Consider the following 21,966-nt stretch of genomic DNA (forward strand, 5'->3'; position numbering starts at 1 on the left):
CGCGGCGGGCGGCGTCACTCGCGGGCGACCACGCGGTTGGTGAGCTCGCCGACGCCCTCGACCCGCACGGTGACCTCGTCGCCGATCTCCAGCGGGCCGACCCCGGCCGGGGTGCCGGTCAGGATGACGTCGCCGGGCAGCAGGGTCATGACCTGGCTGACGTACTCGACCAGGGCCGGCACGTCGTGCAGCAGCTGCGAGGTGCGGGCGTCCTGGCGGACCTCGCCGTTGACGGTCGTGGTGATCGCCAGGTCGGCGGGGTCGACCTCGGTCTCGATCCACGGGCCGAGCGGGCAGAAGGTGTCGAAGCCCTTGGCCCGCGTCCACTGCCCGTCCTTCTGCTGCAGGTCGCGGGCGGTGACGTCGTTGGCGCAGGTGTAGCCGAGGATCACCTCGGGCACGCGGGCGGCGGGCACCTCGCGGCACATCCGGCCGATCACCACGGCCAGCTCGCCCTCGTAGTCGACGCGCTGCGACAGCTTCTCGGGATAGGCGATCGCCTCTCCGGGGCCGATGACGGCGGTGGACGGCTTGGAGAAGATCACCGGTTCGGCGGGCGGCTCCCCGCCCATCTCCCGGGCGTGCTCGGCGTAGTTCTTGCCGATCGCGATGATCTTGCTCGGCAGGATCGGCGCGAGCAGCCGGACATCGGCCAGCGGGTACCGCACTCCGGTGAAGGTCAGGTCGCCGAACGGATGGGCCGCGACGGCGGCGACGGTGTTCTCTTCGACCACCCCGAAGGACATGCCCTCCTCGGTGGAGAACCTGGCGATGCGCATGTCCGGAAGCCTAGTACGGGACAGGGCGCATCCCGTCCCGCCGTCGGCCCGGCCGAACCCGCCCGCTCGAACGGCCCGCCGGCCCCCGAATCAGCCTCGTTCCTGCGGGAACGCACCGATCCGGTGCCGCCCCCTTGCGGGCGCCTCCGCGGCGATTGAGAACATGGACTGGCCGCCATCGAAAGGACGGACCTGCACTTATGGCACAGCCGAACTCGCGATCCGGGGCCGAACCCATCCTGCAGTCCACGATCGTCCGCAGCGACCGCGCCCACGCTTTCGGCATGTTCGTCGGCCACATCGGGGCGTGGTGGCCCCGCCGCGCGCTGCCGGCCGGCGCGAGCCGGGCCGCCGAGGTGCGGGTGGAGGAGGTCCTCGACGGCCGCGTCCACGAGGTCCGCGAGGACGGCACCGAGCAGGACTGGGGCCGCGTCCTCGCCTGGGAGCCGCCCGCGCGGTTCGCGATGGCCTGGCGGGTGCCGCCCGCCGACGGCACCGAGGTCGAGGTGCGGTTCGCGGCGGTGAGCCCGGGCGTGACGCGCGTGGAGCTGGAGCACCGCGGCTGGGAACGGCTCTCCGACGAGCAGCTCGCCCGCGCCGGCGGCGGGCTGGCCGGGGACTGGAACCTCGCGCTCGGCCGCTTCGCGGCCGCCGCCGAGGCCACCGCCCGCCGGTTCTAGCCCCGGGCCGGCCGCGGGAGGCCGCCTAGAAGCCGCACGGGGAGCCGTTCACGCGGCAGCGGTCCGGCCCCGACGGCGCGCCCTCCGCGCCGAACCGCACCTTGAATTCGGCTCCGGGCGGGATCGCGGGGGCGCCCGGCAGGTTCTCGATCTCCACGTGGGCGCCGCCGCGCACCAGGCGCCCGCCCCAGATGTTCTTGACGTTGGCGCCGGGGGCGTCGAAGGCGATCCGCCACGTCGTCAGCGGCCCGCCGGTCCGGTTGGTCAGGACGAACTCGCCCTCGAAGTAGCCGGGATCCTCCTGGACGACCCGGTAGGTGACCCCGTCACCGCGGAGCACCGGCCTTGCCGGGGGCGTTGCCGGGGGCGCTGCCTCGGGCGGCGTCTCCGTCGGCGCGCCCGCGTCAGGGGCGCCGCCGCCGGGCGCCGGCGTCCGGGTGGACGGCGGGGACGGCGCGGTCTCGGACGGCGTCGGTTCGGCCTGCGCGGGCGGCGCGGACGTCGCGGCTCCGCCCTGCGGCCCCGCCGAGGAGGCGCTCGGCGCCCGGGGGCTCGCGGCCGGCTCGCCGTCCCCGTCGCGCAGCTTGAGCGCGACGAGTCCGCCCACGGCGACGACGGCCGCGGCCGCGAGCACGGCGGCCAGGACCACGACGCGCCGCCTCCCCTTCGGCCCGGCGGGCGGCGGGCTCGCGGACACGCCGAACGGAGGGCTCGCGGGCGCGGTCCGCGGCGTGTCCGCGAGCGAATCGGCCGTCGGATCGTGCGTGGGCCCCTCCGATCTCGCCTGGCCGGAGGGCGGCTGTGGAGCGGCCGCGGGCGCCTCGGCCTCGGCGGGCAGGGTGTACGGAACGGGCGGCACCTGCCCCACGGACGACGGCTCGCCGGGCGCGGCGGCCTGCGCCTCGGCGCCGAACTCGGCCGTCCAGGGCCGCTCGTCCCCGGCGGGGACGGCGCCCGGCGCCCCTGCGGCGGGCATGGCGGCCGTGTCCGTCACCGTCTCCGCGGCGCCCGATTCGGAGCGGCCGCCCACGGACGGGACGTCCACGGCGGTGGCGTCCGCGGATCCGGCCTCCGGATCCACGGACGTGGCGTCGGGGTCGAGCGGTGCGTCCACCGCGGTGCCGTCCGGCTCGTCGGGACGGAGTCTGGGCGCGCCGAACTCGGCCGTCGTCCGACGGTTCCTGGGCGCGTGTCCCGGCTCGTGACCGCTCACCTGCGTCACCCCTCCCGCGCTGCGTCGTCTACTCAGGTGCGACGGCGGGCGGGCGCGCCCGGTTCGGGCGTCGCCGGTCCGATGCCCGGCCGGGACGGGTCAGGCCGTGGCCGCGGGCTCCAGGTCGGCGGCGTCCCGCCGGGGCGCGGGGTCGAGGAGGGCGCGGCGGGCCGCGCGGCGCTGGTGCCGGTTGAGCAGGTCGGTCACCAGCTCGATGGCGTCCGGGGTGGCGGCGTCGCGGCCGCTGGACGACCACGCCTCGGCCAGCCAGCGGGTGGCCTCGGCGAGCAGCACGTCGGCGGCGTCCGGGGACCGCTCGCCGCGCTCGTCGGCCAGCCGGCGCAGCACGTCCGCCAGGGACAGCGCGGCGCGCCGGTGGCCCGAGTGGGCGGCGCGCCGGAACCACCCGGCGGCCTGCTCCAGATCGCCCTCGCGCTCGTACAGCACCCCCAGCCCGTAGGCGGTGTCGGGCCAGGCGCACCGCACTCCGCCCCCGGGGCGTCCCGTCGGGCGCGGCTCCCCCGGCGGCCGGGGGCGCGAGGAGTGGACAGGCATGCAGGCGCTCCGAAGTTCCGATGTCTGGACGGCTCGGTGCGGCGCCGGATCGGGACGCCGCTCAGGTCAAGGGTTCCTATCGTGGCGAGCGGGGCCCCGCTCCGCCACTGATTTGCCGGCTTCGGCCGACATTCCGGTCGAACCGCGCGTACCGCCCCGGACGCCCGGCCCGGGCGGGCGGACGCGGAACGGGCCGCGTACGGTGGTGCCGATCGCCGACAGGATCGACCGGGAGGGGCCGACGTTGTCCGTCGTCAAGATCAACGTGTTGACCGTCAGCGAGGAGATGCGCGCGGAGCTGGAGCGGCGCTTCGCCGGCCGGGCGGGGCTGGTGGAGTCGGCCGACGGGTTCGAGCACTTCGAGCTGCTGCGCCCCGTCGAGGGCACCGACCGCTACCTTGTGTACACGCGCTGGCGCAGCGAGGAGGACTTCCAGCGCTGGACCCAGAGCCAGGCGTTCCAGCGCGGCCACGCCGAAGCGGCCAAGGACGCCGAGCGCGCGGGCGCCCACGGACATGGGCACGGACATGGGCACGGGCACGGCGGCCCGGCGGCCGCCGCGGCCGAGCTGTGGAGCTTCGAGATCGTCCAGGAGGCCGACCCCAAGCCCGCGTCCGGCTGACACCGCCGGGACCCGGGATCAGCTCGCCTCGTACCCGGCGTGCAGCAGGCAGTAGGTGACGGCCTGCTCCAGGGCCTGCCAGGACGCGGCGATGACGTTCTCCTCCACCCCGACCGTGCCCCACTCGCGGTCGCCGTCGCTGGACTCGATGAGCACGCGGGTGCGGGCGCCGGTCCCGTGCGCGCCCTCCAGGATGCGCACCTTGTAGTCGACCAGCTCCAGCCGCGCCAGCTCGGGGTAGAGCCGCTCCAGGGCCAGCCGCAGGGCGTTGTCGAGCGCGTTGACGGGGCCGTTGCCCTCCCCGGTCGCGACGATCCGCTCGCCCTTGGCGTGCAGCTTGACGGTGGCCTCGGTGACCATGGAGCCGTCCGGGCGGCGCTCGACGATCGCCCGCCAGGACTCGACCTCGAAGTGCCGCTGCCGCACGCCGGTGAGCTCCTCGCGCAGCAGCAGCTCGAACGACGCGTCGGCGGCCTCGAAGGTGTAGCCGGCCGACTCCAGCTCCTTGACCCGCTCGACGACCTTGCGGGCCTTCTCGCCCGACAGGTCGTAGCCCAGCTCGCGTCCCTTCAGCTCGACCGAGGCGCGGCCGGCCATGCTGGAGACCAGCATGCGCATGTCGTTGCCGACGGCGGCCGGGTCGACGTGCTGGTACAGGTCGGGGTCGACCTTGACGGCCGAGGCGTGCAGCCCGGCCTTGTGCGCGAACGCCGACACCCCCACGTACGGCTGCTGCGAGCTGGGCGTGACGTTGGTGACCTCGGACACGGCGTGCGCGATGCGGGTCATCTCGGCCAGCTGCTCGTCGGACACCAGCCGCATGCCCCGCTTGAGCTGCAGGTTGCCGATCACGGTGAACAGGTTGGCGTTGCCGCTGCGCTCGCCGTAGCCGTTGGCGCAGCCCTGCACGTGGGTGGCGCCGGCCTTGACCGCGGCCAGCGTGTTGGCGACGGCGCAGCCGGAGTCGTCGTGGCAGTGGATGCCGATCCGGACGCCCTCCCCCACCACTTCGTGGACGACCTCGGCGAGCTCGTCGGGCAGCATGCCGCCGTTGGTGTCGCACAGCGCGACCACGTCCGCGCCCGCCTCGGCCGCGGTGCGCACGACCTCCAGCGCGTAGGCGGGGTTGGCCTTGTAGCCGTCGAAGAAGTGCTCGGCGTCCAGGAAGACGCGTCGGCCCTCCGCGCGCAGGTGGGAGACCGTGTCGCGGATCATCGCGAGGTTCTCCTCCAGGGTCGTGCGGAGGGCCAGCTCGACGTGCCGGTCGTGGCTCTTGGCGACGAGCGTCACGACCGGCGCGCCGGATTCGCGCAGGGCGGCCACGAGGGGGTCGTCCGCGGCCTTCGCGCCGGGCCGGCGGGTCGCGCCGAACGCGGCGAGCCGCGCGTGCTTCAGGTCGAGCTCTGTTCGAGCGCGCCTGAAGAACTCGGTGTCCTTGGGGTTGGCGCCGGGCCAGCCGCCCTCGATGAAGCCCACGCCGAGGTCGTCGAGGTGGCGCGCGATGGCGAGCTTGTCGCCCACCGAGAGGTTGAGGCCCTCCTGCTGCGCGCCGTCACGCAGCGTGGTGTCGTAGACGTGGAATCCGTCGCCGTGCATATCGCGGTCCCTCCAAGGGATCGAAAGCCCCGCCGGAAACGAAAAAGACCTCTCACGGACGTGAGAGGTCTGCGCGCCGGCGGTGTCCCGAATCAGTCGCCGGCGCGCCAGCCGATAATGACGAGGCTGAGGCGCATGGTGGTCACAGTCTGCCACATCCGCCGCGTGCTTGAGACATCCGTCCCAGATCTTGAGACGGATGTGGCAGGAGGGACACCGCCGCGCCCCGCGATCAGCAGATCTTGTGGACCCAGCCGTAGGGGTCGGGACGGCTGCCGTACTGGATGCCGATCAGCTCCTCGCGCAGCCGCATGGAGATCGGGCCGGGCTCGCCGTCGCCGATCGTCCAGGAGCGGTCGGCCGCCTTGACGCTGCCGACCGGGCTGATCACCGCGGCGGTGCCGCAGCCGAACACCTCGGTGATCTCGCCGGACTCGCAGCCGGCCTGCCACTCGTCGATGCTGATCTTGCCCTCCTCCGCCGGGATGCCGAGGTCGGGGGCGAGCTTGAGCAGCGAGTCGCGGGTGATGCCGGGCAGCAGGGTGCCGGTGAGGGCGGGGGTGAGCAGCCGCGCGTCGGCGCCGGAGCCGTACACGAAGACCAGGTTCATCGACCCGACCTCCTCGACCCAGCGGTGCTCGATCGCGTCCAGCCAGACGACCTGGTCGCAGCCGTGGGCCACGGCCTGGGCCTGCCCGGCGAACGAGGCGGCGTAGTTGCCGCCGGTCTTGGCCTGGCCCGTGCCGCCGGGCGCCGCCCGCGTGTAGTCCTGCGACAGCCAGACCGACACCGGCTTGATCCCCTTGGCGTAGTAGTCGCCGGACGGGGACGCGATGACCACGAACAGGTACTCGTCGGCGGGGCTGTTGACGCCGAGGGCCCGGGTGGTGGCGAACATGAACGGCCGCAGGTAGAGGCTGTGCCCGGCCCGGGTCGGCACCCAGTCGCGGTCGGTGCTGACCAGCAGCTCCAGCGACCGGACGAACAGCTCCTCGGGGATCTCGGGCATGGCCATGCGCTGGGCCGAGCGGTTCATGCGGGCGGCGTTGGCGTACGGGCGGAACGTGGCGATCGACCCGTCGGCCTGCCGGTACGCCTTGAGACCCTCGAACAGCTCCTGAGAGTAGTGCAGGACCTGGCTCGCCGGGTCCAGCGCGATCGGTCCGTAGGGCTCGAGCCGGGCGTCGTGCCAGCCCTTCCCCGCGGCGTACCGGATGGTGATCATGTGGTCGGTGAAGTGCCGGCCCCATCCCGGATCGGCCAGGATCGCCTCGCGCTCGGCGGCGCTGCGCGGCCGCTCGGAGAGCCTGATGTCGAAGTCCAGCGTGCTGCTCATCGTGGGTCCTCTCCCGGATCGCCCGACCGGCCCCGTTGCCGTTCGGGCATTCCTATCCTCATTGTCGTACTTCGTCCAGCCCTGCTCCCTGATCACGGCGCACACGAAGAACCGGGCGCGCCGTGACGGCGCGCCCGGTTCGGGTGGCTTGGGTCGCGAGTGCTGCTACAACGATTCGCGGTCCGGCCGGGGCGCGCCCTAGCCGGATACTCGCTCGGCGATCGCGTCGCCGATCTCGGCGGTGCCCCGGGCGGGGCGGCCGCGCCGGGCGGCCAGGTCGTCGGCGACGGCGCGCTCGACCCGGCGGGCGGCCTCGGGCGCGCCGATGTGGTCCAGCAGCATCGCCACCGACAGGATGGTGGCGGTGGGGTCGGCCTTGCCCTGCCCGGCGATGTCGGGGGCGCTGCCGTGCACCGGCTCGAACATCGACGGCGCGGTGCGGTCGGGGTTGACGTTGCCGGAGGCGGCCAGGCCGATGCCGCCGGCGATGGCGGCGCCGAGGTCGGTGATGATGTCGCCGAACAGGTTGTCGGTGACGATCACGTCGAACCGCTGCGGCATGGTCACGAAGAACATCGTGGCCGCGTCCACGTGCACGTAGTCGGTGGTGACCTGCGGGTACTCCTCGCCGACCCGCTTGACGGTGCGCTGGTACAGGTCGCCGGCGAAGGTGAGCACGTTGTCCTTGTGGACGAGGGTCAGCTTGCGCCGGGGCCGGGACGCCGCCACCTCGAAGGCGTAGCGCACGACGCGCTCGACGCCGTAGGCGGTGTTGACGCTCTCCTGGGTGGCGATCTCCTGCGGGGTGCCCTTGCGCAGCACGCCGCCGACGCCCGCGTACGGGCCCTCGGTGCCCTCCCGGACGACGACCATGTCGACGTCCTCGGGCTTGACCCCCGACAGCGGCGTGTCCATGCCGGGGAACAGCTTGACCGGCCGCAGGTTGACGTAGTGGTCCAGCTCGAACCGGGCCCGCAGCAGCAGCCCGCGCTCCAGCACCCCGCTCGGCACGCTCGGGTCGCCGACCGCGCCCAGCAGGATCGCGTCCTGGCCGCGCAGCTCCTCCAGCACCGCGTCCGGCAGCGTCTCGCCGGTCCGGTGCCAGCGGGCCGCGCCCAGGTCGTAGGTGGTCCGCTCGAACTTCAGGTCGTGGGCCGGCGCGACGGCGTCCAGAACCTTCAGGCCCTCGGCGACGACCTCGGGGCCGATCCCGTCACCAGGGATGACGGCCAGGCGGATGCTGCGGGAAGCCATGCGCGCACTCTACTGCAAACGTCTCAGTGCGTGAGCATCAGTCTCACTTTCCGGAACGCATGTCTCGCCCGAGCCCCGCCCCGCCGCCTTCCCGACCGAAGGATGAAGGTCGGCCGCCCCCGCCTTCTACAGTCGTGCCTGTGACCACGGACCCGGCAGACGGCTTCGCCCGACCGTACGCGGCCGCCGGTGTGCTGTTCTTCGACGAGCAGGACCGCGTTCTGCTGGTCGTTCCGACCTACAAGTCCTACCAGGACATTCCCGGCGGCTACATCGAGCGCGGCGAGACGCCGAAGGAGGCGGCCGCCCGCGAGGTGCGGGAGGAGCTCGGCATCACACCGCCGATCGGGCGCCTGCTCGTCGCCGACTGGGCACCGAGCCGGGCCGAAGGCGACAAGGTGCTGTTCATCTTCGACGGCGGTCTTCTCACGGCCGAGCACCGCGACAAGATCGAGCTCGCCCCGGACGAGCTCAGCGGCTACGGCTTCCACGACGTCGCACGGGTCCACGACCTGACGATCCCCCGCCTCGCACGCCGCATCGTTCACGCCTGCGCCGCCCGGCGAGACGGCGGCACCAGATACCTGGAGCACGGCGAAGCCGTCTCCTGAGGTCGGACGGGGGCGACAAAACCCGAACTTGACGCTGGACCACCCCAAAGGGGACGCTCTCCTCGACAAGTTCACATCGAGGCGACGGTGAGCAGGAACCTGGTGCGAGTCCAGGACGGTCCCGCCACTGTGACCAGGGAGCCCCCCGCCACGCGACGACCACGGCCGGACATCCGGCGGGAAGGTCGGCGGGAGGCGTCGATCTGGGAGTCAGGACACTGACCCGTCGTCCTCCCGTACCGGGGCGAGTGCACCCCGTGAGGAGATTCAGAGATGGCTCAGACCGCCGTTCCGTCGACGTCGGCCGCCGGCGAGCGCCCCGCGCCCGTCGGCATCCCCCTCCGCGAGATCCTGCCCTGGGCGGTGTTCGCCGCCGTGCTGGGCGCGGTGCTGATCTACTTCGTCGGCGCCGAGCAGGGCGCCACCTCCCTCATCGGCGGCACCTGGGTGCACGAGTTCACCCATGACGGCCGCCACCTGCTCGGCTTCCCCTGCCACTGACCGACGGGCCGATCCGCCGATGATGAGATCACTGCTGGTCCGCGGCATGCTCGCCGGGCTGGCGGCGGCGGCGCTCGCGCTCGTCGTCGCCTGGCTGTACGGGGAGCCGCAGGTGAACCGCGCCATCGCGTTCGAGGAGGCCCAGGCGGCCGCCGCCGCCCACGCGGGGCACGAGGAGGAGGTCGTCAGCCGCACCGTGCAGAAGACCGCCGGGCTGGTCACCGCGCTCGGCGTGTACGGCGTCGCGCTCGGCGGGCTGTTCGCGATCGCGTTCGCGTTCGCCTACGGCCGCGTCGGCGCGCTCGGCGCCCGCGCCACCGCCGCGCTGGTGGCGCTCGGCGGCTTCGTCGCCGTCGAGGTCGTGCCCTTCCTGAAGTACCCGCCGACGCCTCCCGCCGTCGGCGCCCCCGAGACGATCGGCGGCCGCACCGCGCTGTACTTCGGCATGGTGGCGCTGGGCGTGCTGTCCGTCGTCGCCGCCGTGATCGTGTTCCGCCGCCTGCTGCCCCGGCTGGGGGCGTGGAACGCGGCGATCGCGACGGCCGCCGGGTTCGCGGTCGTGCTGGCGGTGGCGTTCCGGCTGACCCCGACCCCGGACGCGATCCCGGACGGGTTCCCGGCCACGGTGCTGTGGGACTTCCGGATCGCGTCGCTGGGCGTCCAGGTCGTCCTGTGGGCGACGCTGGGCGCGGTGTTCGGCGTGCTGAGCGAGCGCGCCGTCCGGAGGCGGTCGGCGGCGACCGCCGCCGCGGCCTGACGTCGGCGTCCTCCTGCGCCGCCGCGACGGTCACGGGCGGCGCAGGAGGGCGCAGTCGCCGCACATCTCGCCGCCGGGCGGCACCCGGTAGTACAGGCAGCAGCTCCGGCGGACGAACCCGTCCGGCGTGAACGCGCCGGTGCCCGCCAGGGGTTCGCGCTCGAACAGGCGCCGCACGAGCGTCCCGACCGGCGCGGCCAGCTCGGGCCGCAGGGAGCCCGCGCGCAGCGTCCCGGCCAGGGCCGCGGCGGCGTTGCCCCACAGGAGGCCGTCGGCGAGCCTGACGATCCGCAGCAGCCCCGCCCGCAGCGGCCGCAGCTGCTCCTCGACCACCGTCCGGTGCACCGGCTCCGCCGCGGCGGCGGGGTCGCCGTGGACGGGCCAGCCGTCCGGGTCGGCCAGCCACAGCGCGATCGGCGCGCCCGGCGCCCAGCGCCAGTGCAGCCCGGACAGGTCGGGGACGACGCCGTGCGCCGTCGCCGCCACCACGGGCGACCACAGCCGCGACGCGAGCCCTTGGAACAGGATGGAGGCCGCCACCCGGCGTTCCCGGGTGCCCAGCCGCCGCGCGTAGGCGTCGATCAGCTCCTCGATCCGCGCGGGGTCGGGTTCCGGCAGCGGGCGCCAGGCGGGGTCCGCCTCCTCGGCGGGATCGGTGACGATCTCGAAGTACGGCCCCAGCCGGGCCGCCTCGTCCAGCGCCCGCCGGACGGCGTCCGCCCCGGCCCGCTCACCCGTGCCCACACGAGCGATCATGCCATCGGCGTGCCCGCGCGGGCGTGGGGTCAGCCGCCGGACCGGCCGCCGTTGTCGCGGCGGTCCAGGGCGATCTGCAGCGCGCGGGCCGCCTCCTCGGCGGCGTCCTCGGCGGGGGCGGAAGTGGTGACGTCGACGTTCATGGGTCGCTGTCCCTCGTGGTGTCGGTCGTGTCAGGAGGTCGTGTCAGAGATCGACGGACTTACGGCCGGCAGCACCCTGCTCCGCGGCGGGTCGCCGGCCTGCCGAATCAGGCCCCGCCGCGGCGGCGAAGGATGCGTACCACGAAGCGCATGACCGTCTACCACGGTACCGGCCCGTCTCCCCGGTTGTCCCGATTCGTGGCCAGACTTCTCACATGATGAGACGCGGTGCGGGGAGACGGGCGAGCCGCATGCCGTCTGACCTGGGCTTGCAGGGTCTCGGCCGGCGAGATTCCGGACCGCGGGAACGGCGAAGGCGGGCCGAGGGGCGTCGCGCCGCCCGGCCCGCCTTCGAAGGGTCCGTCAGCCGTCCCGCGTCAGCCGTCGAGGTCGACGCGGCGGCCCATCTCGGCGCCGATCTCGTCGCGGATCACGTCGACCAGCTGGGCGGGGATGGCCGAGTCGACGGTCAGGGCGATCAGCGCGGTGCCGCCCTTGGCGTCCCGGCCCACCTGCATGCTCGCGATGTTGACGCCCTGGTCGCCGAGCAGCCGGCCGACCACGCCGACGATGCCGGGCCGGTCGGTGTAGGAGAAGAACGCCATGTGGTCGGTGGGCGACAGCTCCATGTCGTAGCCGTTGATCTCCACGATCCGCTCGTGGTGCTTGGGCCCGGTGAGCGTGCCGGACACCGACACGACCGTGCCGTCGGCCATGGTGCCGCGCACCTGGACGACGTTGCGCCAGTCGGCGCTCTCCTCGGTGGTGCTGAGGGTGACCTCGACGCCGCGGTCGCGGGCCAGCAGCGGGGCGTTGACGAACGTCACCGACTCCTCGGTCACGTCGGCGAAGACGCCCTTGAGCGCGGCCAGCTCCAGCACCTTGACGTCGTGCTGGGCGATCTCCCCGCGCACCACGATCTCCAGCCGCACCGGCACGCCGCCGGCGAGGGCGGTGAAGATGCGGCCGAGCTTCTCGGCGAGCGGCAGGCCGGGCTTGACGTCCTCGGCGACCGCGCCGCCCTGCACGTTGACCGCGTCGGGCACGAACTCGCCGGCCAGCGCCAGCCGGACCGACCGGGCCACCTGGGTGCCCGCCTTCTCCTGCGCCTCGTGCGTGCTGGCGCCGAGGTGCGGGGTGACCACCACGTTGTCGTGGTGGAACAGCGGGCTGTCGGTGCACGGCTCGGTGCTGTACACGTCCAGGCCCGCCCCGGCCACCCGGCCCTCCTTGAGCGCCAGGTCGAGGGCCGCCTCGTCGACGATGCCGCCGCGCGCGGCGTTGATGATCCGCACGGTCGGCTTGACCATGCGCAGCTCGCGGTCGCCGATCAGGCCGATCGTCTCGGAGGTCTTGGGCAGGTGGACGGTGATGAAGTCGCTTTCGCGAAGCAGCTCCTCCAGCCCGACCAGGCGGACGCCCAACTGGGCGGCGCGGGCCGCCTGCACGTAGGGGTCGTAGGCGATGACGTTCATGTCGAACGCGGCCAGCCGCTGGGCGACCAGCACGCCGATCCGGCCGAGGCCGAGCACGCCGACGGTCTTGCCCTGGAGCTCGACGCCGGTGTACTTGGAGCGCTTCCACTCTCCCTGCTTGAGGGCCCCGTGGGCCTGCGGAACGTTCCGGGCGGTGGCCAGCAGCAGCGCGATCGCGTGCTCGGCGGCGGTGACGATGTTGGAGGTCGGGGCGTTGACCACCATCACCCCCGCCTTGGTGGCGGCCTCCACGTCGACGTTGTCCAGGCCCACCCCGGCCCGGGCCACCACGCGCAGCTTGGCGGCGTGCTGGAACACCTCGGCGGTGACCTTGGTGGCGCTGCGCACGATGAGCGCGTCGACGTCGGCCACGGCGGGCAGGAGGGCCGCGCGGTCGGACCCGTCCACGTGCCGGACCTCGAAGTCGGCCTCCAGCTCGGCGATTCCGGCCGGGGAGAGTTCTTCTGCGACGAGGACGACAGGCTTGCTCAAGGAAGATCCTTCGGAAGATGTCGGGCGGAAGATGTCGGGCAGATGAAGATCGCGAGTCACCCCGTCGTGCCCCCGCGCCTACTGAGTTTAGACCCCCGGTCGCGGCGGCCCGACGGCCGGTGGACACACGTCCGTATACGCCCGGAATGCACGACTCCGTCGCCGCGCGGACCGTCCGCGAACGCCGGTCGCGGCGCCGTCCGCGCGCCTATCCGCGTGCCTATCCGCGCGCCTGTACTGCCGGCGCCCCGACCGCCCCCGTACCGCTCACGACCTCAGGGTCCGCGCAATCGGGACCGCTTCCCCGCGCCGGCGGGCAGCCCGCCTTCAGGCGGCGTTGAACTCGGGCAGCGCGGTCAGGATCCGCGCGACGCGCTCGGCGTCGGCGACCCGCAGATACGGGACGTCGACGAACACCCGCATCGGCCCCGCGGGCAGCCCCAGCTCCTCGGCGACCTCCTGCTGGACGTCCCGCAGCGGGACGTAGGCCAGGTAGCCCCGGAAGACGTTCTGCGCCCGGAACATCGCCGTCATCATCAGCTGGTAGCCGCGGATGCGGAACGACAGCGCGACCAGGCAGGTGACGGCGTCCCCGGGTTCGCTCGGAACGGCCAGGGAGATCCACGCGCTGGTCGTCCACGGCCGGGCGCGCAGCAGGTCCACCACCCAGCGGATCCGGTCGGCGCCCTGCGGGTCGCCCAGCCGGGTGCGCTCGCGCTCCGGCGGCGCGGGGACGCGCGGGCGCCGCCCCTCGCCCGCGCGCGGCGCGCCCGCCGGATCCCCGTGCCGCCGGAGGATCGGGTCCTCCCAGGTCAGCGACGTGACCTCGAAGACGACCGGGGGCGCCTCGATGATGGGGCCCCGATCCTCCATGCCGGCCTCTCCGGCGGTCCAGACGTGCCGCAGCACCCCGATCCAGGCCTCTCCGCAGGTGTCCCAGCGCCGGACGGACCGCTCCTCCCCCGCGGCCACGTCACGACTCCTCACCGCAATTGGCCCCCCGCGCCACCGGAATCGGGTAAATATCTCCCACCGGCATTGGGCGGCCGCAATTTGTCACCGGGCCGCCGCGCCCGCACGGAAAATGATCGCCACTCATGACATCCGCCCCAAGCGTCACGGCGAACGTGGGCCACGACCCGTGTTAGCGCTGGTGCACGGGGCGTCGCTCGATCACCGTCGGTGTTTTCTTCCAGTATCGACCAAAAATCACGCAAACGGTAGGGTGAATTGTCGGAGTCGACCTCCACCGGCTTTCTGACGATCGTGACCGGCCGGTCTTACAGATCCGTCGGATGACCGCGGAATGCGGGCCGGCCCCAAATGGCGCGGCTCACCGCTCCGGGCGGTGCAGGACGACATAGCCGCCCGCGCGGAACACCTCCCGGTAGCCGGACGCGATCAGCGCGTCGACGCGGCGGCGCTGGTCGTCCAGCGAGCGGAACGGGAACGTGCGGCGCTCGACGTCGGCCACCACCCACGGGGCGCCGCGGGGCCGTTCGTCCCACAGCAGCACCCGGGCGCGCGCCGACAGGGCCGGACCGATCCGGTTGGCCGACTCCACCAGCACGCCGTCGGGCACCCGGGCCGCCGCCGCGGCCGCCGCGCTCGCGCGCTCGTCGCGCCGGACGGTCGAGGGGTCGACCAGGTCGCCGAAGGCGAAGAACGGGACGGTCGCGGCCGTCGCGGCCAGCAGGGCCGCGGCCGCGGGCAGGCGGAACCGCGGCCGGTCCAGGAGGGGGCGCAGCCGCGCCGCGCCGTCCGCGGCCGCCATGACCAGCACGGCGATCAGGAAGGCGTTGTAGTGGTACTTGGGCTCCCACCAGTTGCCGAACTCGCTGGCCAGCATGCGTTCGGCGAGCAGCGGCAGGACGGCGAGCGTGAGCGGCGAGCGCAGCGGCAGCAGCAGGAGCGGCAGGACGAGCAGCGCCATCGTCCACAGCTTGACCGGCGGGGTGCCCAGTACCGTCACCGCGTCCCAGGGGCGCGAGACGAGGTGCAGGAGGACGTCCGGCACATCGTCGCCCAGCGCGCGGTACGCCCAGTAGTAGTCGGCGTCGCCGCCGAACGCGGGGATGAGCACCCGCGACGACGCCCACACGGCCGCCGCGCCGGCGGCGATCAGGCCCGCTCCGATCCGGCGCTCGCCGCGCCGCGTCAGCAGGAAGAGGCCGAACCCCGCCAGCAGCAGCCCCATGTCCTCCTTGACCAGCAAGAGGGCGGCCGCGGCGAGCAGGGCTTGGCCGCGGCGTCCCGCGTCGTACCGCTCCACCATCAGCGCCGACAGCAGCGGCGCGAACGCCACCTCGTGGAAGTCGAACGCCAGCGCCTCGGCGATCGGCCATGACAGCGCGTAGGCGGCCGCGGCGCAGTGCGCGGCCCGCGTCCCCAGACGGCGCCGGGCGTACCGCCAGACCGGCACGATCGCCGCGGCGAACAGCACCGCCTGGGCGACCAGCAGCGTGGCGGGCCCGTCGTGGATCCAGTACAGCGGCGCGAGCAGCGCGAGGATCGGCGAGAAGTGGTCGCCGAGGACCGAGAAGTCGGGGCCGAAGTCGTTGTGGACGCCCTTGACGAGGGCGACCGGCGCGCCGAACCGGCTGTAGGACCGCACGGCCTGGTCGAAGATCACCAGGTCGTAGGTGCTGGCGCGGAACGTCCGCAGCCGGAGCAGGGAGTACGCCGCGTACAGCGCGGCCGCCCCCGCGACCATCGCGCCCAGCGGGACGGGCCCGCCCGCGAGCCGCCGCTCCCCTTGCGCCCGCCGGATCGCGCCAGTCGCGTCCCGCCCCGCAACCGCCTCCGCCACGTGCCAGGACGCTACCAGCGTCCGCCGCCGCCAGCCCCCGGCGAGGACGCATGAGCGCGACGGGGCCGTCCCCTCAGCCCATCGGCGCCGAGGCCGCGTCCCCGGCGGTCAGCTTTCCGTCGCGGCCAGGTCGCGGGCGTCCGCCTCCGTCCCCGCCGCGGAGCCGGCCTTCTCGGCGCGCAGCAGGTACTCCTCGCAGTGGTCCAGCCACCGCACCTCGGCCTCCGCCTGCAGGATCATCGATTCGAGCACCAACTGCCACGCCCGCTCCCCGGGCGCGTCCGGGATCCGCTCGTCGTCCCCCTTGAGCCGGGTGAGGTCCTGCAGTGTGCGCAGCGTGGCGGTGCGCTGAGCCTGCACGACCGCGCGGACGTCCACGCCCGGCGTGGTGACGGCGAGCGCGAGTTTGATGGCCAGCTCGTCGCGGGGGCGGTCGGCGCGGGCCACCGGGGTGGCGAACCACCGTCGCACGGACTCCTGCCCGGCGGGGGTGATGCGGTAGACGAAGCGGCCCTCGTCGTCGGCGCCCACCCGGGTCGCCAGGTCGTCGCGCTCCAGCCGCGACAGCGTGGAGTAGACCTGTCCGATGTTGAGCGGCCAGGTCGCGCCCGTGGACGCCTCGAACTCGGCGCGCAGCTGGTAGCCGTAGCGGGGACCCCGGGTCAGCAGGGCCAGGAGGCCGTGGCGGATCGACATGGCCCAACGCTGGCATACGGCGTACGCGCGAGGCAATACCGCGTATGCAGTGAACGACACGCGGCGCCCGCCTCGCAGCGGCCGATCACCGGCGCCCTTAACGTAGCCACCGTGACCCCGGACTCCGCCACCAGCCTTCTGCGCGACCTGCTGCGCCTCTACGACCACCGGTTCCTGGACCTGGACGCCGCGGCGCGGCGCGGCATGGCGGCGGGGACGCGCCGGATGCTCGCCGACGGCGGCCTCGCCGACGCCGCCGACCGCTCCGCGCTGCCCGCCGCGTACCGGATGCGCGCCTTCTGCATCCGCAACGGCCTCCAGGACGAGCTGGAGCGCCTCGTCCGCGACGAGGTCGAGGGCGTGGAGGTCGGCACGGTCGTGGTGGGCGGCCGGGTGTACGCGGTCTACCCGTACCTGCGCGGCGTGCCCCGCCAGGACGCCGACGTCACCGACGAGATCGGCCTCGACCACCGGCTGGACGCGGTCGGCTGGCAGGGCGGCGGACGGCTGCGGGTGCGCGGGCACGCCGCCGTGCAGCGCGTCCAGGCCCGCGAGACGAAGGTCGCGCTGATCCTGCGGGAACGCCGCTCCGGGGTGGAGCACCACTTCCCCGCCGAGTCGGACGAGGCGGGCTTCACCGCGTGCGTCGACGTCACGGACGCGGGTCCGGGACGCTGGGACGTCTTCGTGGCCGCCGAGGCTCTCGGGATCCGCCGCGAGGCGCGCTGCGGCACGGTCCGCGGCCCCAAGGTCGGCACCGATCCCCAGCGGCGCCTCCTCGGCCCCTCCACGGAGGCGACCGTCTACTTCACCCGCGGCGACCACCTGGCGATCACGGTGAAAAGCACTCCGCGCCGCGTCCCCATGCACGTCCGCATGCTCCACCGCCTCATCCGCCGGTAGGGCGCCGCACAGCACTGCGGGCTCGGCCCGGCGCACACCGGAACCGAGCCCGCAGGCGGGCACGTGCAGAGGCGGACGCCCCCGTCGGCCGGGGACGGCCCCTCGCGCTCCGCTCAGTCGTTCAGCCAGCTCATCATGGGGCGGAGCTTGGCGCCGGTCTTCTCGATCGGGTGCTCGGCCAGCTCCTGCCGGAACTTGCCGAACTGGACCTGCCCGCCGTCGAACTCCGCCACCAGCTCCTTGGCGAACTCGCCGGACTGGATCTCGGCGAGGATCTTCTTCATCTCCGCCTTCGCCTCGGCGTTGATGACGCGCGGACCGCGGGTGTAGCCGCCGTACTCGGCGGTGTCCGACACCGACCAGTACATCTTGGACAGGCCGCCCTCGTACATGAGGTCCACGATGAGCTTCATCTCGTGCAGGCACTCGAAGTAGGCCACCTCCGGCTGGTAGCCGGCCTCGATGAGCACCTCGAACCCGGTCTTGATGAGCTCGGAGACGCCGCCGCACAGCACCGCCTGCTCGCCGAACAGGTCGGTCTCGGTCTCCTCGGCGAAGGTGGTCTTGATGCCGCCCGCGCGCAGCCCGCCGATGGCCTTGGCGTACGACAGGGCCAGCGGCCAGGCGCCGCCGGAGGCGTCCTTCTCCACCGCCACGATCACCGGGACGCCGCGGCCCGCGGTGAACTGGCGGCGGACCAGGTGGCCCGGGCCCTTGGGCGCGACCATGCACACGTCGACGCCCTCCGGCGGCGTGATGAGCCCGTACCGGATGTTGAGGCCGTGGCCGAAGAACAGCGCGTCGCCCTCGACGAGGGCGGGCTTGATGTCCCGCTCGTAGATCCCGCGCTGCAGGTGGTCCGGCGCCAGGATCATGATCAGGTCGGCCTCCTCGGCGGCCTCGGCCGGGGTGAGCACCCGCAGCCCCTCCGCCTCGGCCTTCTCCCGGCTGGCCGAGCCCTCGCGCAGGCCGACGCGCACGTCCACGCCGGAGTCGCGCAGCGACAGCGCGTGCGCGTGGCCCTGGCTGCCGTACCCGATGACGGCCACGTGCCGCCCCTGGATGACGCTCAGGTCCGCGTCGTCGTCGTAGAACATCTCAGCCACTGTTGCTGCTGCCTTTCTTCACATGGTGTTGCTCGGTTTTCAGGGGCGGCGCCGCGTCCCGCGGGACGCGGCGTCCGGCGCGCGGTTCCGGGTGAGGCGCGCGCCGGACGCGAGGTCAGGCGCTGCGCTCCAGGGCGCGCAGCGACCGGTCGGTGATGGACCGGGCGCCGCGGCCGATGGCCACCATGCCCGACTGCACCAGTTCCTTGATGCCGAAGGGCTCCAGGACGCGGATCAGGGCATCCAGCTTGTCGCGGTTGCCGGTGGCCTCGATGGTGACCGCCTCCGGCGCCACGTCGACCACTTTGGCGCGGAACAGCTGGACGGTCTCCAGCACCTGCGAGCGGGTCTCGGCGTCGGCGCGCACCTTCACCAGCACCAGCTCGCGCTGCACCGACGACGACGGCTCCAGCTCGACGATCTTCAGCACGTTGATCAGCTTGTTGAGCTGCTTGGTCACCTGCTCCAGCGGCAGCTCCTCGACGTTGACCACGATCGTCATGCGGGAGATGTCCGGGTGCTCGGTGGTGCCCACGGCGAGCGACTCGATGTTGAACCCGCGCCGGGAGAACAGCGACGCCACCCGCGCCAGGATGCCCGGCTTGTTCTCCACCAGCACCGACAGCGTGTGCAGGCTCATCGCGGTCAGTCTCCGTTCTCCCAGTCGGGGGCCATGTCCCGAGCGATCTTGATGTCGTCGTTGCTGGTTCCCGCGGCGACCATGGGCCAGACCATGGCGTCGTGGTGGACGATGAAGTCGATCACCACCGGAGCGTCGTCGATCTCCATGGCCTTGGCGATCGTGGCGTCGACGTCCTCGGCGCGGTCGCAGCGCAGCCCGACACAACCGTACGCCTCGGCCAGCTTGACGAAGTCCGGGATCCGGCGGCTGTGCAGGTTGGTGTGGGAGTAGCGCTCGTTGTAGAAGAGCGTCTGCCACTGCCGGACCATGCCCAGGTTGCCGTTGTTGATGACCGCGACCTTGATCGGGATGCCCTCGATGGCGCAGGTGGCCAGCTCCTGGTTGGTCATCTGGAAGCAGCCGTCGCCGTCGATCGCCCACACCTGCGCGTCCGGCGCGGCGACCTTGGCGCCCATGGCGGCCGGGACGGCGTAGCCCATGGTGCCCGCGCCGCCGGAGTTGAGGAACGCGCCGGGCCGCTCGTACTTGATGAACTGCGCCGCCCACATCTGGTGCTGCCCCACGCCGGCCACGTAGTACGCGTCGGGGCCGACCATCTTGCCGATGCGCTCGATGACGTACTGCGGCGACAGCGACCCGTCGGCGGGGTGGTCGTAGCCGAGCGGGTAGGTCTCGCGCCAGGCGCGCAGCTGGCGCCACCAGTCCTCGTAGTCGCCGCGGTTGCCCGCCTCGTGCTCGGCCTGCACCGCCACGATCAGGTCGGCGATCACCTCGCGGGCGTCCCCGACGATCGGGACGTCCGCGTGCCGGTTCTTGGAGATCTCGGCCGGGTCGATGTCGGCGTGCACGACCTTGGCCTCCGGGGCGAACGTGGACAGCTGGCCGGTGACCCGGTCGTCGAACCGGGTGCCGATGGCGACCAGCAGGTCCGAACGCTGCAGCGCCCCGACCGCGCCGACGCTGCCGTGCATGCCGGGCATCCCCATGTGCAGCGGGTGGCTGTCGGGCAGCGCGCCCTTGGCCATCAGCGTGGTGACGACGGGCGCGCCGGTCAGCTCCGCCAGCACCTTCAGCTCGGCGGACGCCTTGGCCTTCAGCACGCCGCCGCCGACGTACAGGACGGGCCGCTTGGCCTGGACGATCAGCCGTGCCGCCTCGCGCACCTGCTTGGAGTGCGGCCGGGTGACCGGACGGTAGCCGGGCAGCTGCAGGGGGACCGGCCAGCTGAACTCGACGGTGGCCTGCAGCGCGTCCTTGGCGATGTCGACGAGCACGGGCCCGGGGCGCCCGGTGGAGGCGATGTGGAACGCCTCGGCGATCGTGCGGGCGATCTCGTCGCCCCGGGTGACCAGGAAGTTGTGCTTGGTGATCGGCATGGTGATGCCGGAGATGTCGGCCTCCTGGAAGCCGTCCGTGCCGATCAGCGGGGTCGCCACCTGGCCGGTGATCGCCACGATCGGCACCGAGTCCATGTAGGCGTCGGAGATCGCGGTGACCAGGTTGGTGGCGCCGGGTCCGCTGGTGGCCATGCAGACGCCGACCTTGCCGGTGACCATGGCGTACCCCTGGGCCGCGTGCCCGGCGCCCTGCTCGTGCCGCACCAGGATGTGACGGAGCTTCTTGGAGTCGTACAGCGGGTCGTAGGCCGGGAGGATGGCGCCCCCCGGGATGCCGAACACGGTGTCGACGCCGACGTTCTCCAGAGCGCGGATCAGCGCCTCGGCTCCCGTCATCTGTTCGGTCGTCATGTTCCTGTTCCTTGGGGAGAGTCCGTGTGGCCGGGTCGTCGAAGGCCCGGTTCGCCGGTCGCGGCCGGTTCGAGGGTCGCGCGGCCAACAAAAAACCCCCGCCGCCGGATGCGGTCGAGGGAAGCGCGCAGGACGAAGCGACTTGGTCAGCCTGCGCGCCGACCAAGTACTACGAGAATGCGGGACATGCTCTGCACGGACCTCACTTTCGCGGACGCCGCGTCCCCGAGTCAAATGGTCGGACGGTTTATCTCACCATGTGAGACGGTCCTTGACGGAAAATTGACCGCCTCCGCTCCGTCCGCGCAGGTCAGCGGGCTCGGCGCGGCGCGGGTCACCCGGCGGACAGCGCGGAGTCCTGCAGCGGCAGCGTCACGTCGCCCGGGTCGGCGGCGCCCTTGAGGTTGGTGCGCACCAGCGACTCGACACGGCCGGCGGCCATCGGCCGGGCCACCAGGTAGCCCTGGCCGCGCGGGCAGCCCATCTCGCGCAGCAGCTCCAGCTGCTCGGGGCGCTCGATGCCCTCGGCCACCACGGTCAGCCCGAGATCGCTGCCGAGCCGCACGATGGTGCGGGTGAGCAGGGTGAGCGTCTCGTCCGAGCCCAGCCCCGCCACGAACGACGGGTCGATCTTGAGGACGTCCACCGGCAGCTGCCCGAGGTAGGCCAGCGAGGCGTAGCCGGTGCCGAAGTCGTCGATGGCCAGCCGCACGCCCAGGTCGCGCAGCGCCGACAGCCGCTCCACGTTCTGCCCGGCGTCCTCGACCAGCACCTCCTCCCGCACCTCGACGGTGAGGGCCTGCGGCGGCAGCCCGGTCTCCTCCAGGGCGGCCGCGACCGACTCGACGAAGCCGGGCGCGGCGATCTGCCGGGCGGTGAAGTTCACCGACACGCCGACGTCCCAGGAGTCGCGGCGCCAGCGCGCCACCTCCCGGCACGCCTCGCGCAGCACCCAGTCCCCCAGCGGGATCATCAGGCCGGACTCCTCGGCCGGGCCGATGAACTCCTCCGGCGGCACCGGTTCGCTGCCCCGCCACCAGCGCACCAGCGCCTCCACCCCGGTGACGCGGGACGTCGCCAGGTCCACCACCGGCTGGAACTCCACGGCGAACTGCTCCTCGGCGAGGGCCCGCTGCAGGTCGCTGCCCAGCTCCAGCCGGCGCACGACGTCGGTGTGCATGTGCGGGGCGAACACCTCGACGCGCCCCCCGCCCAGCTCCTTGGCGCGGGCCATGGCCAGGTCGCCGTTGCGGATCAGGTCGGCGGCGCTGCGCCGCAGCCGCCGCTCGGC

The 21,966-nt window shown here is 73.2% G+C and carries 21 protein-coding genes and 1 riboswitch; of the genes, 6 read left to right on the forward strand and 15 right to left on the reverse strand.

Annotated elements, in window-relative coordinates:
- Positions 1–14: 14 nt before the first annotated feature.
- On the reverse strand, positions 15–779 hold the full coding sequence (locus tag AR3_RS20465; RefSeq protein WP_067915862.1) for a fumarylacetoacetate hydrolase family protein: 765 nt from the start codon (positions 777–779) through the stop codon (positions 15–17).
- A gap of 200 nt (positions 780–979) precedes the next feature.
- On the opposite strand from AR3_RS20465, the gene AR3_RS20470 reads away from it, so the two are divergent.
- On the forward strand, positions 980–1,459 hold the full coding sequence (locus tag AR3_RS20470) for an SRPBCC domain-containing protein (protein WP_067915864.1): 480 nt from the start codon (positions 980–982) through the stop codon (positions 1,457–1,459).
- A gap of 25 nt (positions 1,460–1,484) precedes the next feature.
- Here the strand turns inward: AR3_RS20470 and AR3_RS20475 are convergent, their stop codons facing one another.
- Positions 1,485–2,672, reverse strand: a complete 1,188-nt coding sequence (locus AR3_RS20475; protein WP_146150253.1) for a cellulose binding domain-containing protein — start codon at positions 2,670–2,672, stop codon at positions 1,485–1,487.
- Between the two features lie 99 nt (positions 2,673–2,771).
- Positions 2,772–3,227 (reverse strand): SEL1-like repeat protein, encoded by a 456-nt coding sequence (locus AR3_RS20480; RefSeq protein WP_174545465.1) that lies wholly within the window; start codon positions 3,225–3,227, stop codon positions 2,772–2,774.
- A 244-nt stretch (positions 3,228–3,471) separates the two neighbouring features.
- Here AR3_RS20480 and AR3_RS20485 point away from each other — a divergent pair, with 244 nt between their 5' ends.
- Positions 3,472–3,849 (forward strand): antibiotic biosynthesis monooxygenase family protein, encoded by a 378-nt coding sequence (locus AR3_RS20485; RefSeq protein WP_067915899.1) that lies wholly within the window; start codon positions 3,472–3,474, stop codon positions 3,847–3,849.
- An 18-nt stretch (positions 3,850–3,867) separates the two neighbouring features.
- On the opposite strand, the gene cimA is transcribed toward AR3_RS20485, so the two are convergent.
- The 3 genes from cimA to AR3_RS20500 all read right to left on the reverse strand — a co-directional run bounded on the left by cimA (position 3,868) and on the right by AR3_RS20500 (position 8,035).
- Complete coding sequence (gene cimA, locus AR3_RS20490) at positions 3,868–5,445, reverse strand: citramalate synthase (RefSeq protein WP_067915868.1); 1,578 nt, start codon at positions 5,443–5,445, stop codon at positions 3,868–3,870.
- A 232-nt stretch (positions 5,446–5,677) separates the two neighbouring features.
- Positions 5,678–6,781: a branched-chain amino acid aminotransferase gene (locus tag AR3_RS20495; RefSeq protein ID WP_067915869.1), complete on the reverse strand. Its 1,104-nt coding sequence runs from the start codon at positions 6,779–6,781 to the stop codon at positions 5,678–5,680.
- Between the two features lie 198 nt (positions 6,782–6,979).
- A complete protein-coding gene (locus AR3_RS20500) occupies positions 6,980–8,035 on the reverse strand; it encodes a 3-isopropylmalate dehydrogenase (RefSeq protein ID WP_067915870.1) in 1,056 nt (351 codons plus the stop codon).
- Between the two features lie 140 nt (positions 8,036–8,175).
- Here AR3_RS20500 and AR3_RS20505 point away from each other — a divergent pair, with 140 nt between their 5' ends.
- The 3 genes from AR3_RS20505 to AR3_RS20515 all read left to right on the forward strand — a co-directional run bounded on the left by AR3_RS20505 (position 8,176) and on the right by AR3_RS20515 (position 9,904).
- Entirely contained in the window at positions 8,176–8,646 is a 471-nt protein-coding gene (locus AR3_RS20505) for an NUDIX domain-containing protein (protein ID WP_067915871.1), read from the forward strand.
- Between the two features lie 50 nt (positions 8,647–8,696).
- Positions 8,697–8,887, forward strand: a riboswitch (cobalamin riboswitch).
- A 32-nt stretch (positions 8,888–8,919) separates the two neighbouring features.
- Entirely contained in the window at positions 8,920–9,147 is a 228-nt protein-coding gene (locus AR3_RS20510) for a CbtB domain-containing protein (protein ID WP_067915873.1), read from the forward strand.
- Between the two features lie 19 nt (positions 9,148–9,166).
- Positions 9,167–9,904, forward strand: coding sequence for a CbtA family protein (locus tag AR3_RS20515; RefSeq protein WP_083951718.1), 738 nt, complete (start codon positions 9,167–9,169; stop codon positions 9,902–9,904).
- A gap of 30 nt (positions 9,905–9,934) precedes the next feature.
- On the opposite strand, the gene AR3_RS20520 is transcribed toward AR3_RS20515, so the two are convergent.
- The 5 genes from AR3_RS20520 to AR3_RS20540 form a co-directional block, all read right to left on the reverse strand.
- Positions 9,935–10,660, reverse strand: a complete 726-nt coding sequence (locus tag AR3_RS20520; RefSeq protein ID WP_083951719.1) for a (2Fe-2S)-binding protein — start codon at positions 10,658–10,660, stop codon at positions 9,935–9,937.
- A 520-nt stretch (positions 10,661–11,180) separates the two neighbouring features.
- Positions 11,181–12,770 (reverse strand): phosphoglycerate dehydrogenase, encoded by a 1,590-nt coding sequence (gene serA, locus AR3_RS20525; protein ID WP_067915879.1) that lies wholly within the window; start codon positions 12,768–12,770, stop codon positions 11,181–11,183.
- A gap of 327 nt (positions 12,771–13,097) precedes the next feature.
- Entirely contained in the window at positions 13,098–13,742 is a 645-nt protein-coding gene (locus tag AR3_RS20530) for a thymidylate synthase family protein (RefSeq protein ID WP_227023136.1), read from the reverse strand.
- 361 nt (positions 13,743–14,103) lie between these two features.
- Positions 14,104–15,579 (reverse strand): DUF2079 domain-containing protein, encoded by a 1,476-nt coding sequence (locus AR3_RS20535; RefSeq protein ID WP_067915883.1) that lies wholly within the window; start codon positions 15,577–15,579, stop codon positions 14,104–14,106.
- A gap of 108 nt (positions 15,580–15,687) precedes the next feature.
- The gene (locus AR3_RS20540; RefSeq protein WP_067915885.1) at positions 15,688–16,275 is read right to left on the reverse strand and encodes a PadR family transcriptional regulator; all 588 of its coding nucleotides are present in this window, start codon (positions 16,273–16,275) and stop codon (positions 15,688–15,690) included.
- A gap of 111 nt (positions 16,276–16,386) precedes the next feature.
- Between AR3_RS20540 and AR3_RS20545 the strand changes: the two genes are divergently transcribed.
- Positions 16,387–17,178: a hypothetical protein gene (locus AR3_RS20545; protein ID WP_067915887.1), complete on the forward strand. Its 792-nt coding sequence runs from the start codon at positions 16,387–16,389 to the stop codon at positions 17,176–17,178.
- A 113-nt stretch (positions 17,179–17,291) separates the two neighbouring features.
- On the opposite strand, the gene ilvC is transcribed toward AR3_RS20545, so the two are convergent.
- From ilvC to AR3_RS20565, 4 genes are all read right to left on the reverse strand, one after another.
- On the reverse strand, positions 17,292–18,275 hold the full coding sequence (gene ilvC, locus AR3_RS20550; RefSeq protein WP_067915889.1) for a ketol-acid reductoisomerase: 984 nt from the start codon (positions 18,273–18,275) through the stop codon (positions 17,292–17,294).
- Between the two features lie 124 nt (positions 18,276–18,399).
- Positions 18,400–18,924 (reverse strand): acetolactate synthase small subunit, encoded by a 525-nt coding sequence (gene ilvN, locus AR3_RS20555; protein WP_067915891.1) that lies wholly within the window; start codon positions 18,922–18,924, stop codon positions 18,400–18,402.
- A gap of 5 nt (positions 18,925–18,929) precedes the next feature.
- Complete coding sequence (locus AR3_RS20560; protein ID WP_281179286.1) at positions 18,930–20,909, reverse strand: acetolactate synthase large subunit; 1,980 nt, start codon at positions 20,907–20,909, stop codon at positions 18,930–18,932.
- Positions 20,910–21,009: 100 nt separating this feature from the next.
- The coding region (locus AR3_RS20565) for a putative bifunctional diguanylate cyclase/phosphodiesterase (protein WP_157406717.1) at positions 21,010–21,966 on the reverse strand (957 nt) is incomplete at its 5' end.

The sequence above is a fragment of the Actinomadura rubrobrunea NBRC 15275 genome (assembly GCF_001552235.1).
Taxonomy (GTDB): domain Bacteria; phylum Actinomycetota; class Actinomycetes; order Streptosporangiales; family Streptosporangiaceae; genus Spirillospora; species Spirillospora viridilutea.